Origin of the sequence: Ferrimicrobium acidiphilum DSM 19497, assembly GCF_000949255.1 — a bacterium.
Taxonomy (GTDB): domain Bacteria; phylum Actinomycetota; class Acidimicrobiia; order Acidimicrobiales; family Acidimicrobiaceae; genus Ferrimicrobium; species Ferrimicrobium acidiphilum.
The window spans coordinates 12,768-28,592 of record NZ_JXUW01000034.1 but is presented as its reverse complement, the minus strand read 5'-3'; the positions used below and the strand labels follow the sequence as shown (position 1 = coordinate 28,592).

Annotated in this window: 16 protein-coding genes; 7 read left to right on the top strand and 9 right to left on the bottom strand. The window is 56.7% G+C overall.

Annotated elements, in window-relative coordinates:
* Positions 1–660: a transposase gene (locus FEAC_RS12545; RefSeq protein WP_082055655.1), complete on the top strand. Its 660-nt coding sequence runs from the start codon at positions 1–3 to the stop codon at positions 658–660.
* A gap of 164 nt (positions 661–824) precedes the next feature.
* On the opposite strand, the gene FEAC_RS12540 is transcribed toward FEAC_RS12545, so the two are convergent.
* A complete protein-coding gene (locus FEAC_RS12540; protein WP_035391054.1) occupies positions 825–2,750 on the bottom strand; it encodes a tetratricopeptide repeat-containing glycosyltransferase family 2 protein in 1,926 nt (641 codons plus the stop codon).
* 353 nt (positions 2,751–3,103) lie between these two features.
* Here FEAC_RS12540 and FEAC_RS12535 point away from each other — a divergent pair, with 353 nt between their 5' ends.
* Entirely contained in the window at positions 3,104–4,210 is a 1,107-nt protein-coding gene (locus FEAC_RS12535) for a TIGR04053 family radical SAM/SPASM domain-containing protein (RefSeq protein WP_201773912.1), read from the top strand.
* A gap of 56 nt (positions 4,211–4,266) precedes the next feature.
* Here FEAC_RS12535 and FEAC_RS12530 read toward each other — a convergent pair whose 3' ends face one another.
* Entirely contained in the window at positions 4,267–6,123 is a 1,857-nt protein-coding gene (locus FEAC_RS12530; protein ID WP_052566370.1) for a hypothetical protein, read from the bottom strand.
* Positions 6,124–6,341: 218 nt separating this feature from the next.
* On the opposite strand from FEAC_RS12530, the gene FEAC_RS12525 reads away from it, so the two are divergent.
* Positions 6,342–6,587: a hypothetical protein gene (locus FEAC_RS12525; RefSeq protein WP_035390436.1), complete on the top strand. Its 246-nt coding sequence runs from the start codon at positions 6,342–6,344 to the stop codon at positions 6,585–6,587.
* Positions 6,588–6,629: 42 nt separating this feature from the next.
* On the opposite strand, the gene FEAC_RS16485 is transcribed toward FEAC_RS12525, so the two are convergent.
* Together FEAC_RS16485 and FEAC_RS15665 are read right to left on the bottom strand one after the other, a co-directional pair.
* A complete protein-coding gene (locus FEAC_RS16485; protein ID WP_419195369.1) occupies positions 6,630–6,836 on the bottom strand; it encodes an MMPL family transporter in 207 nt (68 codons plus the stop codon).
* A gap of 166 nt (positions 6,837–7,002) precedes the next feature.
* Positions 7,003–7,170 carry a hypothetical protein gene (locus FEAC_RS15665; RefSeq protein ID WP_160290401.1) on the bottom strand — a complete coding sequence of 56 codons (168 nt, stop codon included), beginning with the start codon at positions 7,168–7,170 and terminating at the stop codon, positions 7,003–7,005.
* Positions 7,171–7,282: 112 nt separating this feature from the next.
* Between FEAC_RS15665 and FEAC_RS15660 the strand changes: the two genes are divergently transcribed.
* Complete coding sequence (locus FEAC_RS15660) at positions 7,283–7,438, top strand: hypothetical protein (RefSeq protein WP_156099294.1); 156 nt, start codon at positions 7,283–7,285, stop codon at positions 7,436–7,438.
* Positions 7,439–7,652: 214 nt separating this feature from the next.
* On the opposite strand, the gene FEAC_RS12510 is transcribed toward FEAC_RS15660, so the two are convergent.
* A complete protein-coding gene (locus tag FEAC_RS12510) occupies positions 7,653–8,576 on the bottom strand; it encodes an MMPL family transporter (protein ID WP_052566367.1) in 924 nt (307 codons plus the stop codon).
* 221 nt (positions 8,577–8,797) lie between these two features.
* On the opposite strand from FEAC_RS12510, the gene FEAC_RS12505 reads away from it, so the two are divergent.
* From FEAC_RS12505 to FEAC_RS12495, 3 genes are all read left to right on the top strand, one after another.
* The gene (locus FEAC_RS12505) at positions 8,798–9,271 is read left to right on the top strand and encodes a MarR family winged helix-turn-helix transcriptional regulator (RefSeq protein ID WP_052566366.1); all 474 of its coding nucleotides are present in this window, start codon (positions 8,798–8,800) and stop codon (positions 9,269–9,271) included.
* A 73-nt stretch (positions 9,272–9,344) separates the two neighbouring features.
* On the top strand, positions 9,345–10,445 hold the full coding sequence (locus tag FEAC_RS12500) for a metallophosphoesterase family protein (protein ID WP_035390437.1): 1,101 nt from the start codon (positions 9,345–9,347) through the stop codon (positions 10,443–10,445).
* Complete coding sequence (locus tag FEAC_RS12495) at positions 10,446–13,097, top strand: AAA family ATPase (protein ID WP_035390439.1); 2,652 nt, start codon at positions 10,446–10,448, stop codon at positions 13,095–13,097.
* Here FEAC_RS12495 and FEAC_RS12490 read toward each other — a convergent pair.
* From FEAC_RS12490 to serS, 4 genes are all read right to left on the bottom strand, one after another.
* Positions 13,081–13,563, bottom strand: a complete 483-nt coding sequence (locus tag FEAC_RS12490; RefSeq protein ID WP_035390440.1) for a GNAT family N-acetyltransferase — start codon at positions 13,561–13,563, stop codon at positions 13,081–13,083. The two genes, FEAC_RS12495 and FEAC_RS12490, sit on opposite strands and share 17 nt — an antisense overlap.
* A gap of 8 nt (positions 13,564–13,571) precedes the next feature.
* Complete coding sequence (gene sdhD, locus FEAC_RS12485; protein ID WP_035390442.1) at positions 13,572–13,958, bottom strand: succinate dehydrogenase, hydrophobic membrane anchor protein; 387 nt, start codon at positions 13,956–13,958, stop codon at positions 13,572–13,574.
* The gene (sdhC, locus tag FEAC_RS12480; RefSeq protein WP_035390444.1) at positions 13,958–14,332 is read right to left on the bottom strand and encodes a succinate dehydrogenase, cytochrome b556 subunit; all 375 of its coding nucleotides are present in this window, start codon (positions 14,330–14,332) and stop codon (positions 13,958–13,960) included. The genes sdhD and sdhC overlap by 1 nt, the downstream gene beginning before the upstream one ends.
* Before the next feature lie 143 nt (positions 14,333–14,475).
* Positions 14,476–15,819, bottom strand: coding sequence for a serine--tRNA ligase (gene serS / locus FEAC_RS12475; protein WP_035390446.1), 1,344 nt, complete (start codon positions 15,817–15,819; stop codon positions 14,476–14,478).
* Positions 15,820–15,825 lie beyond the last annotated feature (6 nt).

Genomic DNA, 15,825 nt, shown 5'->3' with positions numbered 1-15,825 from the left:
CTGGGTGAAGAACGGATTGCCAAGATCAAAGCAGCCACCATGGATCTCGGTCCAGCCTTTGCCAAGGCCTTCCGCGAGAAGGCACCTAACGTCCAAATCTGTCTCGATCCATTTCATGTGGTTAAGNTGGGAACCGAGGCCCTAGAGGAGGTACGCAAGGATCTCTGGCGGGAGATGAGAAAGCTTCCCTCTCCTACCTTTGCCCGTAAGTTCGCCGGGGCACGGTGGGCACTGTTGAAGAATCCAGGAACCCTAACCAAGCGTCAAGGACTAGCCCTCTTAGCCATCAAACAACGAGGGGGAGCCCTATGGCGAGCTTATGAGATGAAGGAGTCCTTACGGGCGATCTTTGCTGGTGACCTCGAGATCGACGAGGTGAATGAGATGCTCGATCACTGGTGCAAGCGAGCCTCACGCTCACGACTATCGAGTTTCATCCGACTCTCAAAGACCATCCGAACTCATCGAGACGGGATACTTGCCTCCATCAGACTTGGGGTATCCAATGGAAGGGTCGAGGGACTCAACACCAAAGTTCGCTCCATCATTGCCCGCTCGTATGGGTTTCACTCCGCCAAGGCTACCCTCGCACTGGTGATGCTAGCTTGTGGACCGATTGACTTGAAGTTACCCTATGAAAGGGCGAGTTTATCCACATGAATGTCAATAGAGCCCAGAATAAGTCAGAGTGATCACATTGCCGATTGTGATGAGTTGACCAAAGGTGACCTTCGCACGGCGGAAGATCAGTAATTGTATACGGGGACTATTGCTTGAGGATGAGCGCGGTGCCACTCGTATCTTTACCTAGTATCAACATTCAGTTAGGCACTCATGTCATCCGCATTGCTCGAGCCGAGAGAACCCTCCAGTCCACACTCTGCTAGTACTCCTAACCAGTAATGGCGACGCTCGTCGTTAAGGTGGCGTGCGACCAGTGATGCTGCGGCTAGCAGGGTTCGATCATCTGGTCTCAAAGCGTGCAACTCCACCAAGATATCATCTGCAATACTTGGGTCGATTTGGAGAACTTGCGCTATTATTAGTTGCTCTTTGTCGTTGGGCAGTGCATCTGCCAATTCTGACATGGGCACTTGGCCTTGGTTCATCAGCTCTATGAGCTCGTTGAGATGAATGTCCATCACACCTCGAGCGAGACCTTCGATAACCAAGCGAGATGCCTCATCGGGGCGATCTAGTTTTACGAGACAACGCGCCTTTAGGCCAATCAAGCCATCCGGTGAAACTGTGAGCCCATCATAGTCGACAACTGTCTCTGTGACCAGGTCGGCATAAGCAAGTGCCTTGGCGTAGTCCTTTTGTTCAAAGGCTAATTGGGCGCGTTCCTTGTGGGCAAAGGAGGGGTCATACCCCTCTCCCTCATAGCGTTCGATAGCAATTTCAGCATCATCGTATCTACCAACCGTGCGGTACCAGGATCCAAGCGCAAGGACCCCAAGGCGTCTCATGGCACGAGAATCACCGTCAATCACTTGGGTCTCTACCAAGGCGATCGCCTCTTCGAGCCTGTTAGCCATCATCAATGATCGCGCCTCATGCATCGCTGCCTCCTCTGGGGACGCTGCTGACTGGTTGCCTTCGGAGATACGGATATTGCGATCCGCTTTTTTCTTGTCGATCATTGTGTTGTCGAGGTATCCGAAGTGCTCTAGATACATCTCAGGGGCAGGCACTGCATGACAGGTGCGTAGCTCATCGCGATACCATATTGTCTCATGTAGTGCTCCCCTCCAGAAGCAATCTTTACGTCTAAAGACGCGGTTTGCATAGTGGTTGAACGAAGTGAGGCCCCCTCCGGTAACGTTCTCAATTCGAATAGAGTACGACTCAAAGGGGGCTAAGGGATCCTCAAGACGTACCCGTAGCGCCTCTTTGTCACCACGAACACGTTCGTCAGCGTCGATCCAGAGTATCCACATTCCTGTCGCATACTGGAGTGTCTGGTTGCGCGCCCAGGCGAAGTCGTCACGCCATTGCCCCTGAATGACTCGAGCACCGTGTCTGGTTGCTATTGCGACCGTATCGTCGGTCGAACCGGTGTCGTAGACGATCACCTCGTCGGCTAAGCCACGTGCAGAATCCAGAGCATCTGCAATCACCTCTTCCTCATCTTTGACTATCATGCAGAGCGATACTAGAGGCGAGGCCATTGGAGCACCTGGGATCAGTTGTGACTTTATCTCCGAGGAGAACACTGCTGCACCCTGGGCAAGGAGCAGCGGCCGATCACGGTAGAGAGCGCTGAATGCTTCACGCGAGCTTGTACCACCTGTGTCCAACGCTTCGCATACCCATGCCCCTCGGGAACATGCAACAAGATCGGTAGCGTAGTGAATCGGTTGGGTTATGTTGGCAAAGTGCTTACGGATATTCACCGCATAGGGTCCTTGATCCTTAAGATACCGCACTGATTGCTTCTCTTCCAGTATCAGGCGCTGCGGCCCGTTCACATTTGGCGAACCGGGCACCACTACAGAGTCTGGGTGTTGTTCTGCAATCACGAGGAGTTCGTCAAGCCATCCTTTTGTGATCGATGCAGCCGGAGCGAGAAGAGCTGCGTGTTGGGCGTTATCTAGCCGTTGACGATCGCGAGCTTCGAGCTCTTGCCCTTCGACCAGCAAGATAACCGGGAAGCTGGCTGGAGTGACGGTTGCCAGATATTTTTTGGCATTTCGCCTCATGTCTTCGTTCGCGAGTAACGCGACGATCACGATTCGGTCTTGGGGCACCTCTTCACTTCCTTGCTTAGTTCAGTGGCCAATACGCAGGGTATGGCAGCGAGTACCGTCATCCCCTATCCTTCGACTTAGCTACTGGCCGACTTAACTTTGTGACAGCGAGCCGGGGGCCCGGCTGGTAAACAGCCTCGCCTCCTGCTGGCACAAACGAGGATGTGTAGAGATCCCGAGGTGAAGGCTGAAAGTCCGTCGCCGCCTGGGCCGAAGGTCACATCTTGGTTCATATCTGCTAAAGCGCATTCGACTTGAAAGATAAACAAATCTACTATGGAGTTGTGGTACTAGGAGAGGCTGCCTCCGCAGCTAGCCGTTGGACCAATGAAGCGAAAAGGAGGTGAGTCTTGATGCCCATGATGACAACTGTGAGAGAGGCTCGTTATGACAGCAGCCCACAGCTCGTGTTCTGGGAGATGACCAAAGCGTGCCCCCTCGCCTGCAGGCACTGTCGAGCCAGCGCCATATCTTGTGGCCTACCGGATCAGCTCACAACTGCCGAGGGGATCAACTTGATTCATCAGGTGGCAAGTTTTGGCCATCCTAGCCCCATCCTGATCATGACCGGTGGTGACGTCTTGATGCGAGACGACCTTGACGAGTTGATTGTGGAGGCAAAGGTGCGCGGGGTACGGGTAGCGCTTGCTCCCGCTGTAAGTCCACTCTTGTCTCCAGAACGAGCAGCGAGCCTGCGCTCGCTGGGGGTTAGATCGGTATCGATCTCGCTGGACGGGATGCGCGAGGTCCACGAGCATATTCGTGGGGTGGACGGCCACTTCGAGCAGACTTCAAGAGCCCTGGATCTCCTGCAAGAGGAGGGGTTTACGGTGCAGATCAATTCAACCGTCATGGTTGACACCGTGCACGAACTCCCCAGTATCGTCGAGTTCCTGCTCGTGAAGGGAATCAAGATATGGGAGGTCTTCTTCGTCATCGAGGTTGGTCGAGGTGTCTCTATGCTCTCACTGAGTCCGAGTGAGAACGAAGACGTTGCCCATTTCCTTTACGACATGAGTGGGTATGGGCTCGTGGTGCGTACAGTTGAGGCTCCATTCTTCCGTCGCATCGTCCGTGAACGCCAACAGGGCATCGACAACACAGGCGCCCTCTACACCGAGTTGATGGCCGAGGTACATGAGCGTGTAGGTGTACCTCATCACGCCAGTCGTGTAGCTTTAGCAAGCACCCGTGATGGTAAAGGCATCATCTTCGTAGCCCACAATGGTGATGTATATCCCTCAGGTTTTCTGCCAGTGACCTTGGGATCCGTACGCGAACAGTCGTTGGTGTCGATCTATCGCGATACTCCTCTGCTTATCGAACTTCGTGGAGCAAGGTTTCACGGCGCCTGCGGCAGTTGTGACTACAGCGACCTCTGTGGTGGGTCGCGCTCTAGAGCCTTTGCTAGCTTTGGAGATCCTCTCGCCTCCGACCCTGCGTGTTTGATCGCCGGCTGAGAGCGACCAAAGGGCCACTGTCTAGAGAGACAGCGGCCCTTATGGAGTCGCATGGTTTAGGTTTGGGGATCTGCGCCAGCCGCCACCGCCTGTGCCCAGGTGTAGCTGTAGGAGACTGAGTGGAGTTCGGAGTTTGCAACCTCAGTAAGTACCGTCGCGTCTGACTCGAATCCGATCCAGCCACCGAGCGATGATTCGTTGATGCTGGCGGCTCCCATGACAGGGGTGTAGCCGCTCGAGTTGGAGACGAGGATGTTGGCTCTGTGTCCCCAGCATCCAGATGAGCTTGGACTCGTACACGCCAAGTTGCTCGTGTTTCCCGTTCCGCCCCATCCGTCGTTGTACATCCAGTCATACATGCTGCCTGCTGTTGAGAAGTCCTCAGCCCAGTTGGCGTATAGACCGAGCGCCCACGGGCCGGTGGAGAAGGTTGACTGCGAGATCGGAGGATCGGTATTCGCGGATGACCCCTGTGCGGCAAGTGCGTTCAGCGGGTTGGCAAGCCCATAGACCGGAACGAGACCACGAGATACCCTCTCTTCGTTGACTAACACAAACAGCTGATCTATAGCGGGCAGCTGGTAGAAGTTGTTGGGCAAACTCATCGCTGGCAACCCTTGATCCGCTCTGCCGGTGTTGATGGCCGCCACAGCACTTTGCTCGCATGGGACGCTGTTAGCGCTCTGCCCACCGTCAACTGCGTTGGTGCAACTCGAATAGTAGTTCGGGTTTGCCGAGATGTTGGTAGTTGGGTTTAACAGCGAACCGGGGGGCGGTGGATTTTGGTATGTCGTGGTGACATTTGGGGCTTGCGTGGTGGCTACCGTGGTGTTATTCTGTCCACTTCCGCCCGCACTCGACTTTCCTGGAGTCGGAAGACTCGGCACATCGCCGCTGTAGGCAGCGCTGCCAAAGTTATAGACGCTACCATCGCTACCAGCGAGCCAATAACCAGTGCCGGCTGAATCGGCTGCCATAGAGACGATTGGAGCCGGGAGGGGATGACTGCCGCCAAGACCGGTGTAGCCCTTGCTGGCGGTATCGCCTTCGTTGGCGGCACCACCAAAGTTGTAGACTGCACCAGTCGAAGACACCAACCAGTAGCCATTCCCACTTGGTGTCGCTACTCCACCAACGATTCGACCGCTGATAGGATGACTGCCGCCAAGGCCAGTGTGCCCCTGGCTGTAGGTCGATCCGTAGAACTTCGCGTTCCCAAAGTCAAAGACACCACCGTCAGCGGCGATTAACCAGTAGCCTCCACCGTTCGGGGTCGGGATTATCCCCACGATTGGAGCATTGAGGGGGTGGGCACCAGAGAGCCCCGTGATCCCGTAGCTATAGGTGGAGCCAGCGAACTTCGCGCCTCCAAAGTTAAAGACTCCGCCATCTTTGGCCACTAGCCAGTAGCCGGTGCCACCTGGCTCTGCCGCCATCCCCACGATTGGAGCATTGAGGGGGTGGGCACCAGAGAGCCCCGTGATCCCGTAGCTATAGGTGGAGCCAGCGAACTTCGCGCCTCCAAAGTTAAAGACTCCGCCATCTTTGGCCACTAGCCAGTAGCCGGTGCCACCGGGCTCTGCCGCCATCCCCACGATCGGGGCATTGAGGGGGTGGGCACCAGAGAGCCCCGTTAACCCATCTGTATAGGTATTGCCCTCAAACGCTGCGCCTCCAAAGTTAAAGATGCCACCATCTGCGGCGGCGACCAGATACCCCTTGCCGCTCGATCCAGCGGCTATCGAGGTGATCGGCCAGGCGGCTGTGACCCGGGTCTTTACTGTTCTTCTTGCGTGGACCGCAATAGTTGTTGCGGTCGAGGTCGTAGTGCCCGTTGCCCCGATACCTATGAGGCTTAAGCCTCCGGACAACGCGAGTGTTCCGAGCATCCGTACTGCCATCTTCGGCGCCATGTCGATCCATCCTCCTTGTAAACGTTTAAATGCGACTCCATATTGGAAGAAAACGCTTACAGTGAGTGGTATCGGCAGAATATAGGTTGTAGCTTTACGCTTTCTCGTACAATGAGTGCGATAATTCATGCTGAGAGGGACAATAAGCGGTTAACTCCTGTTTAGCGGAGATAGTGTGACGATTTGACCCTCGATTGAGTGAGCGAAATGAGCACGTTGTGGCCGTTCATCGTCTTCCGGGCTACTGTCCTCAAAATGGGATTGGCGTAGAGCCGACGGTGTTGAACGCGACGCTGAACCCGGGCCCCGACCGAGGCTTTATTGGTGTGGTTGACTCCGGTGCGGAACGAAAGACGCCAATCGACTGCAGCAGTTTTGGCGCCACCGTTGACCTCGATGTTAGAGAGCCAGACTTTTGGATCTCAAGGGAGCCTGTAGTGCACGAGGTCGTAGGATTCGATTAGCCGCAACAGACTTGCACCGTCGAGCTCGTCCCTCCTGCTGGTTTAGTTGGCTGCCTGCTTATTTCCGAGCCTGCTCCACCATGAGGACGTCCACCAGTTGGCACGCCCAAAGAGCTGGATCAAGGCTGGAACTGCAATCCCTCTTATGATGGTCGCATCCACCAAGATGCCGATGCCAAGATCGGTCGCTGGCACCCTAATATCGGTGAGAGGAGCCGAGGTGAGAGAGGCAAAGGCGAGGAAGAGAATTATCGCTGCGCTGGTGACGAGTTTTCCGGTGAGAGGCCGTTGACGATCGCAGTCCTCGTGGAGCCGACGGCGTCATACTCCTCGCGAATCCTGGCGAGAATTAAGACTTCGTAGTCTATCGATAGGCCGAAGAGGAAGGCAAAGATAGAGATCGGGATCCAGAAGGTTATGCACCGGTAGCTAGGCCCCCAAAGACGAGCTTGGAGAGGTGACCGGATTGCCGGAACCAAGTAAGGATCCCGAAGGTGGCGACCAGCAAGAATAGGTTGACCGTAACCGCCTTGATCGCCAGGACGATGCTGTTAAGCGCCGTTGAGAGCAGGATAAAGGTCAAGATGGCGATGATGTGACGAGCATTAGGGGCGCCTGTCCGTAGATTGCCTGTGAGGAGTCGAGGTCGTTAGCACCGATCCCCGATGATAGAGGGGTCATGCTTGGCGAGTGAGGTGACCACATTAACTGGTGCAAAGTTGGCGGAGTTGACGGTCTCAACGTTGGGGATGGCGATGGTGTCAGCGAGCCCAGTACGTGTGCCTGAGCGACCGGCAGGTAGCGCGGATTCGACGATCCCAGGGACGGTCCGAAGGAGTGTATCGATGTGAGCAGCTTTGGATGGGGACGAGATTACCTCGAGGTGGGTTAGTATGCCCGCGCTATATCCAGTACCCAGGAGTGAGTGATAGGCAATCGATGCTGGGGTAGAGCTCGATTGACTCCCGGCTTGATCTTGACCGAGACGGATGCCGAATACCGGCAGCGCAAAGATGATGATGAGGCCAGCGGTGATTATCAGCGTGGGCCAGGCATGACCGGTGATTATCTCACCGATTCAGTGCCATGAAGGGGAGCCACTGCGTGCGATCCTTCGATGGGGCCAGTCAAGGCGTTCGCCGATGAGAGAGAGGAGTACGGGTAGCAGCGTAAGCACGACGGCGATGGAGATGACGGGAATGAGTACGCTCCGCTGCCGGTGGAACGCAGGAGCGGCACTGGCAGCACGAGAAGGGCAAGAGTCCAACTCCTACAGTAATACCAGAGAGGGCGACCGAACGTCCAGCCGTGGCCATTGACATCAAGATCACAATCGCGGTTGGCCAGACCGTCACCGCGTTCTTCGCACCAACGGGTGACGATCAATAGCGAGTAGTCGATCGCGATGCCCGGGCCGATGAGCGAGACCAGAAACTCGAGTACGAAGGAGACCTGGGTGACATAGCTTAGGCCAAGCAAAATGAGGAAGGTGGCCAAGATCGAGACGGCCGCGATCACCAGCGGAATCACCGCCAACACCCAGGCGAACACGAAGGCCAAGATGGCGAGGGCACCGATGCCGGCGATGATGGTCTCTGCTAGAACGCCGAGACCAGAACTCTTGCCGGCTGTGGTGAGCCGTGTCTCTCCAGTGAGTGCGATGTGAAGCGAAGGAAGGTCGTGTCCGAGGGTCGCTGTGATCTGGTTGGGGAGACTAGGAGGGGCGAGCGATGTGGGTGGCGTAGTAAAAAGGTAGACCACCTCGTTGCCGTGGTGGAGGAGATCGAGCCCAGGTACGTTGAAGGAGTCAATGAAGCGAATGCTCGGATATTGTTTCGCTACTGTTTTGAGCGCTGCACCAACCGTCGATGAGGTGGAGGGGTCTACTCCTGCGATCACCGTCATCGCTCGGGCGTTCTGGCCACCGTTGCCAAAATATTGGAGTATCTTCTGGGAGGCGACGTAACCAGGCTGTCCAGGGGGTGGCAAAGTTATAGCTCAGCCGGTTCACCACTCTGCTGGCGGCGAAGCCACCAGCCATAACGATGATGACCCATATGAGAATGACGCTCCGGCGATGGGCTAAAATTGCACTGTTGAGCGAGCTTGAAAAATTATTTGAAGATGAACTGTTACGTAAAGAATGATTCGATACAGAAGTATTCATTGTCGATTACAAGTCGGCTCGACTAGCGGCTGATGTAGCTGTGATGGATGGCGACGAGGGCGAGGAGTTCGGATTATTTGAGGAGCTCAGACCTTTTGGTGAGATTGTTGCCTTTATGCTCTCCATCCTTGGTGCCATGGAGCTGCGGAGTTTTCGGGTCCTTATGACCTCGGTTTCTCTTGAGCCGCGAACCTTTGGAGTGCTTCGAGCATTGGCAGACGTCGGATCCGCCAAGCAGCACCATCTCTCCCAGCTAGCCCAGGTGCCAGCGAGTACGATGGTGGCCATCCTAGATGAGCTCGAAGCCGCTGATCTCGTCAGCCGCGATCCCGATCCTGGAGATCGCCGCGCTCATCAGGTGAGTCTTACCGCACAGGGTCGTGATCTCATTGAACGAGCCACTGCTCTCGCTTGGCGTCATGAGCAGGAGATAACCGCCGGTCTCAGCGCGAATGATCGCAAGGCGCTTCTTGATGCCCTTTCTCTTGTGTTTCGGAACCTCAAGCGACCTGGTTGACTACTTGGCTAGGTTCTGCCCGGATGCCCTGGATTAGGCTCATCTAGAGTTCGTCGATGCGAGGAGGGTCTCGATGGTCAAATTTTTACATACTGCCGACTGGCAGATAGGCGAGACCTTCCACTTCTTGGGTGAGAGATCGCTGTACCTCAAAGATGCCAGGGTGGGGGCGGTCCAACGAATTGCGGAGCTTGCGGCCGACGAAGCCGTCGACTTCGTCTTGGTCGCTGGCGACGTGTTCGAATTCGCGCACCCGGATCGGATCTCTCTACAACGGCTGGCCCGTGCGATGCGTACTTACCAGGGGCCCTGGCTTCTTCTGCCAGGTAATCACGATCCGGCGGTTCCTCATGGGATCTGGGATCAGCTTACCGACGCCTCAAACTTTAGCGAAGAGGTCATCTTCATGGCGACGGCTGTTCCGGTGTTCTTGGATGGATGTAAGACAGCGGTACTTCCGGCTCCCCTACGGGCACGATATGCTGGCCGCGATTTAAGCGATGATCTTGACCGTATGGAGTCTCCGTCGGACTATCTCCGCATCGGTGTCGCGCATGGTGCGGTGAGGGGCATCTTGCCTGAGCAGGCTGAGGTAAATAACCCGATCGCCGCCGATCGGGTGGAGCGAGCGAGGCTCGATTATCTTGCGCTAGGTGATTGGCATGGTTTCTACAGGATCAATGAGCGAACCTTCTACAGCGGCACTCCAGAGACTGATCGCTTTACCCAGAACGACTCTGGTTCTGTAGCAATCGTTGAGATTGCGGGTCCGGGAGAGCTGCCGGTGGTGTCGCAGCATCGGACGAGCCACTTTGTCTGGCACGAAAAGGTGGTCAATATTGGTGGACCTATGGACCTCGATCGCCTCGAACACGAACTCCAGGGATTTGGGGAATCCGACGTCGTGAAGCTAACCATCCGCGGGTACGTCGACCTAGAGGGGCTTCAGTCGCTCGGCGTATTGGAGGAGGACATGCGCGCCCGAGTGCAGGTGCTCGATTGGGATGCCGACGGGGTCGAGCTTGCTCCCAGCGATGAAGAGATCGCATCGCTCGCGCTCCAGGGCGTGAACGGTCTGGTGTTGGAGCGATTATTTGAGCGCCGCGCCTCCCTCGATCGAGGCGTCTTTCGGCGTGCGGTCATCGAGCTTTTAGCACTCGACGAGGTGCGATAGATGCGACTTACCTCGGTCAGGCTTGAAAAGGTGAGGAGATTCCAGCAGTCGCTCGAGCTCAATGATATTGGTGATGGGATCAACCTCATCTTTGGACCCAATGAGGCTGGCAAGAGTACCCTCCAGGCCGCTATTGCGGCGGTCTTCTTGGAGCGTCCGAGCTCACAGGCGCCACAGCAGGATCTTGCTCCAAGTGACCTCCCTGACGCGCGACCGTTGGTGAGTGTGAGCTTTGTCCACGAAGGGGAGACCTTTGAGCTCACGAAGGAGTTCTATCGAAGGGGCGGAAGTTGTATGTTGCGATCAGGATCCACGGTGCTCACCGGGGACGAGGCGGTGGCGCGACTGGTCGAACTGTTCCGTTTTGAGGCCCCTTCGAGTCGTTCGATCACCGAGGCTCAGCTCGGCCTCCCGGGGGTGTTCTGGGTACCTCAAGGGAAGGCACTAGGAGTGCAGGCGGCGATGGACCATGCTCGCGGATACGTGGTGCACGAGATTGGCGAGGAGATCGGTTCGGGGCGCGAGACCGCAGCCGACGCTCTCATACTCCGGCTGAACCGTTCCTTGGCTGAGGTGGTAACGCCGGCTGGACGCGGAGGCCCGTTGGTGCAGGCTAGACGTGACCTCGAAGCCAAGAGGATCGCACTCGACAACCAGGAGAAGTTAGAACAGGATTCGCAGTATCTCCGCGATCGTCTCGTCCAGCTCCAGGCTGAGCTCGATACGCTCGAGGCCCAGAACGTAGAGAGTGTCTTGACCGACGATATTGCTGCCGCCCAGCGCCGGCAAGAGGAGTTGCGTCGCGCGCTCGAAGAACGCGGACGTGTCGAGTCCGAGCGAGCGGCGGTTGAGGAGCGTATCGCCGACATAGAGAGAAACCTCGCTCAACTAATCGAGGAGACCGCGCGGATAGAACAGCTCGGAAAGAAGATCTCCGAGGTCGAGGTGGATATTGCGAACTGTCAGGAGGCGTTAGCTCGTCATCAGGAGCAACAGTCTGTCCTCCGACATCGCCAAGAGGAGCGCCAAACGCAGGCGAGGTGGTTTGGGCTCAGCAGCGATCTACGAGAGCGAAAAGATCAGCTCATCTCGCTCGATGAGCAGGAAAGCGAGATCCGATCGATGATGGAGGGGGCTGATCTACTCTCTGAACAGATCGACGAGCTCCAAGGCAGACTGGCACGGCTGCTGATTGGCGAAGGGAGCGCGGAACTCGCCAAACTCGAGACTACCTGCGTGGAGCTCCGAGCCAGGTTGCAGACGCTTAGCACGCAGGTGATAATCGACGTCGATGAGGCGAATCGACTCCTGGTGGACGGGAAACCTGAGCCAATTTCGCGCACCCTTTTCCTTGAGGAGTCGATGGTGATTGAGGTTCCTGGAGTGGCCAGGATCTCGTTACTGCCTCAGGAGAGTGCGGCGAGGTTGCGACAGGAGCTCGAATGGTCACAAGCTGATCTAGCCCAACGGCTACGCGCTATCGGTGTCGCCAGTGTTGTCGAACTGAGCGAACGCGAGCTCGAGCATGGTCAACTATCGGCCGAGCTTGTGAGTCTGATTCGTGAGCGGGTACGCCTTGTGGGTGAAGGCGATAGTCCGCAGACACGGCTTAACGGGATCGAGCGACAGCGCGCAAGAGTGCTGGCACAGCTCGGTACGATCGAGTCAGAGCTCCTCCTCATCAACGCCGCGAATCCGGGCGATGAGGAGGAGCTCGCGTTGTCCCAGGAGGAGGCAGACGCCCTGATCGGGGCGGTGGCGTTTCACGCGACAGAGATTGACCGACTTGAGGCCGAACTTCGTCAGTATCGCGAAACCCAGCTTCGCAGTAGCGAAGAGATGCGTTGGCTCACAGTTTCGGTACAGAGGCAGGGTGGCGAGCAGGGGGCCACGGACATGCGCACCAGCCTCGAAGATCTAGCAGCAAAGCGCCAAGAGATCGAGGATCGTCTTCGAGATATTGAGGTTCTCATCGGTAGCGGCGATCTTCGGGCCATCGATGATGATATCACGCTCAGCAACGAACGACTTAGAGCTCATCGGTCACAGGTCACGCAGTACAGAGAGGAGAGACAGGAGGTCCTGGGTCGAATCAGAGCCGATCTGTTCTCCGAGGAGGAGCTCGCCTCTGCCCAGGTTGCGCTTGAGCAGGCACAGACGCTGGTAGCCGCGCTCGAGGAGCGGAGCGAGGCTCTAAACACGTTGATCAACATCGCCAAGGAGATCGTCGCCGACGTCCAGCAGGATCTTAGTGCACCCCTTAAGGAGCGCGTGGGTGTCTATGCAAACCAGCTCTTCAAGGATGCGGTGGTAGAGATAGATGAGAGCTTCGCTCCTTCTCGGCTCGTTCGTGGGCGTGCCAACGAATCGATAGGTCAGCTATCTTGGGGCACCAGGGAACAGCTGGCACTGTTGACTCGACTCGGGGTAGCAGACCTTATGGCAGAGCGCGGCGTTCCGGTGTTCCTGATGCTCGATGATGCGATGCTCAATGCCGATGGAGTCCGACTGATACGGTTGAAGCAGATTCTGGTGCGAGCAGCGCAGCGTTATCAGATCTTGATATTCAGCTGCCGACCCGAGTTTTTCTCGGATCTCCCCGATCTAAGGAGATTCGACCTCGGCGCGATAAGCTCTACTCAACGCTCCTGAGGTAGACGAACTCATCGCCCTCGTCTTGGATTCGTGAGAACTTCATTCGTTCCAGCACTCGCTGAGAGGCGCGGTTCGTTGGAGTGGTGGTAGCACGTACGACTGCAACCGCATCGATCGCCTCGGCGAGTGCAAGTAGCTCTGCGACCGCCTGCGAAGCGTAGCCTCTACCGCGCTGTGAGCCGACGATACCGTAGCCAATCTCCACGGTCTCATTGATCGGAGGTCCATGGAATCCGGCTCCACCTATGATGAGACCACTATCGAGCCTCACATGGTAGTGACACCATGGAGGGGGTGACATCGGCCGGTTGAGGGTGCCCACCGCGATAAAACGATCCCCATCAGTCGGGTAATCACCCGCCCAATGCGCCTGGCGCACCCCAGCAACTACTGTCTCGCAGTCAGCGAAGGTTAAGGGGGTGAGGTGGATCCGAGTTCGATGCCCGTGATCTGAAGCATGCATTTACCAGTTCACTTGAAGGTAAGCACAGTGATGGTGCCGAGGAGGAAGAGACCACTCCCAACCACATAGAGCAAGGCTTTTGTAAGCGTACGCTTGAATGGCTTCTTGACGTAGTCGTCGATGATCATACGAAGACCGTTGCCGCCATGGAGCAGTCCGAGGACGAGCAACCACCAGTCAAAGAGCTTCCACCAAGGGTTGGCCCATCGCTTGGCAACAAAGCTCACCGTCGTATGGGTCACGTCGTTCTCGATGTGCATGATATACATGTGGATGAGAGCGAGGAAGAAGAGGATGATCCCGGTGATCCGCATGAAGAACCAGGCCCATGTCTCAAAGTTCTGGCGCGAACTCCGCTGCCTCCTACCTTGTCCTCGTGTTAGTGCGGCCGCCATCAGTGCGCTCCTAGAAAGAATGGCTTGACGATGAACCAGCCGCCGATGATGGTCAGGACGATCGCAAGCGACAACATGAAGTTAAAGACACCCTTTTCGTTCTTGATCACGCCGGGCCAGAAGTCGATCATGATCACCCGCAGGCCATTCAGCGCATGGAAGAGCAGAGCGAAGAGCAACCCTACCTCAAAGAGACGGAGAAAGATGTTTCCGTAGAGCTGATGAATCTGATTGTAGACATGCGGATCGTTGAGGGTCGAGACATCGACGATATGCAACAACAGGAAAAGGAACACCAAGAAACCAGTGACCCGATGCAAGACGAAGGCCCACTGCCCACTCTTGCCCTTGTAGACCGTAGCCCCCTTGCTCACCGGACCCTCCTTACCCACCGATTCCCCCACATGGTGGTGGAGAAAACGTAGACTGCGAACCCAACAATTCCAAGGGCGATGATGCCCAACGCTGTAGCGAAGATAACTTGTGCCGTACTCACAACGGTTACGCTAGCAACAAATCAGTGGTTTTTGGAAATCGAAGCGGGAGATTTCTCCGATTTTGTGATCGTCGTGCCCCGAAAGTAAGGTGCCAGCACCTCGGCGAGGACTACGCTTCCGTCAGGTTGTCGACCAACCTCCAGCATGGCCGCGATCACCCTACCCCAAGCGAGCGCCGATCCGTTTACGGTGTAGACAAAGCCCACTGCTCCGTCGCTCGATCGATAGCGCAGGTTGGCACGACGTGCCTGGTAGTCGGTGAAGAGGCTTACTGAGCTCACCTCGAGCCACTTGTCGGTGCCAGGCGAGAAGACCTCTAGATCAAAGGTTCTCGCTGAGGATTGACCGAGGTCGCCAGTGCATAGGTCAAGGACTCGGTAGGTGAGACCAAGCGCCTGTAGCAGGAGTTCAGCCTGGCGTAGCACCTCGAAGAAGAGGTCCTGGCCTTGATCGGGTGTGCAGTAGGAGAGGAGTTCCACCTTGTCGAACTCGTGCAGACGCAGCAGTCCGCGCGTGTCTCTACCTGCGGCACCGGCCTCGCGACGGAAGCATGGTGTATAGGCGGCAAAGCGGAGCGGGAGCTCGGCCTCCTCGAAGATCTCATTGCGACCGAGTGAGGTGAGAGGAACCTCTGCGGTCGGGATGAGATAGAGGTCATCACGCTCAACTGCGTACGCCTCATCCGCAAACTTGGGGAGATGGCCTGTGGCTAGCATCGTCTCGCGTTTTACGAGCGTAGGTGGACGGATCTCTTCGAAGGTCTCGGTGTGCATGTCAAGTGCCAGGCTGGTCAACGACCGCAACAGTCTCGCACCTGGACCGCGAAACATAGAGAACATGGCACCAGATATCTTGGTCGCGCGCTCGAAGTCCAAGATACCGAGTTCGGCACCCGTCTCCCAGTGGGGTACTCGTTGATGCTCGGCGAAGGTCGGTAGCTCGAAGTCCTCGACTCCGCGGTGTCCATCCTCGGGTGACCAGTACCTCACCACTCGGTTATCGCGCTCATCCTCTCCAATCGGCGCATCCTTGGATGGAAGGTTGGGTGTCACCAACCAGATCGCGTCACGGGCCTCGGTCAGCTCTGTTGCTCGCGTTTCGAGCGCTTTGAGCTGTTCGCCTAGATCTCGTGACTGCTCCTGGGCGCGGACGGCCTCGTCGTCGCGACCCGATCGACGGAGCTCGCCAACCGACTTAGAGAGTTGGTTGATCGAGGCGCGAATCTCATCGCGTGCGGCTATCGCCCGCCGCAGCTCAGTATCGAGTTCGAGGAGGCGGGTGACCTCTCCGGCGGGTACGTTGCGGGTCCCGAGCAGCTTGGTCACTCGGTCAGGGTTCTCTCGAAGAATTCGCAGATCGATCATAGACTC